1 pseudogene is annotated in these 429 nt (G+C 56.9%); it reads left to right on the forward strand.

What is annotated here, in order from left to right:
• A pseudogene (locus C5P05_RS02840) lies at positions 1-429 on the forward strand (hypothetical protein); the annotation flags it as partial.

Here is a 429-nt window from a genome sequence, read left to right on the forward strand (position 1 = left end):
CCAAACTTGTCGCTGCCATTTGCGAATTCAAAGCGAAAAACGACATCCGCTATTACTTGAACGGCGTCTACGTCGAGCCACTGCCAGCAGGCGGCGCTGTGATCGTGGCGACCAATGGCCATGCCATGGGCTTGTGGCGCGACCCCTCCGCTGTCGTGGAGCGCTCTGCCATCTTGCGCATCGGGAAGAGCCTTCGTGAGGCTTGCCGGGAGGCGGACGATGGCCGACTGGAGCTGGTCGACGGCCGCCTTGTTGTCACCAATGCGCAGAAGACGGAATACCACGTTCAACCAAACGGGGAGAAAGACGGCGAGGTAACGAAATGGGAGGTTGAAGGCAAGTACCCAGACTGGAAGACTGTTTTTCCTGACGAATGCCAAGTTGGCCCAATGGGCATGTTCAACGCCATGTATATGAAGATGGTTCACA

The organism is Rhodoferax ferrireducens (assembly GCF_003347515.1).
Classification (GTDB): domain Bacteria; phylum Pseudomonadota; class Gammaproteobacteria; order Burkholderiales; family Burkholderiaceae_C; genus Rhodoferax.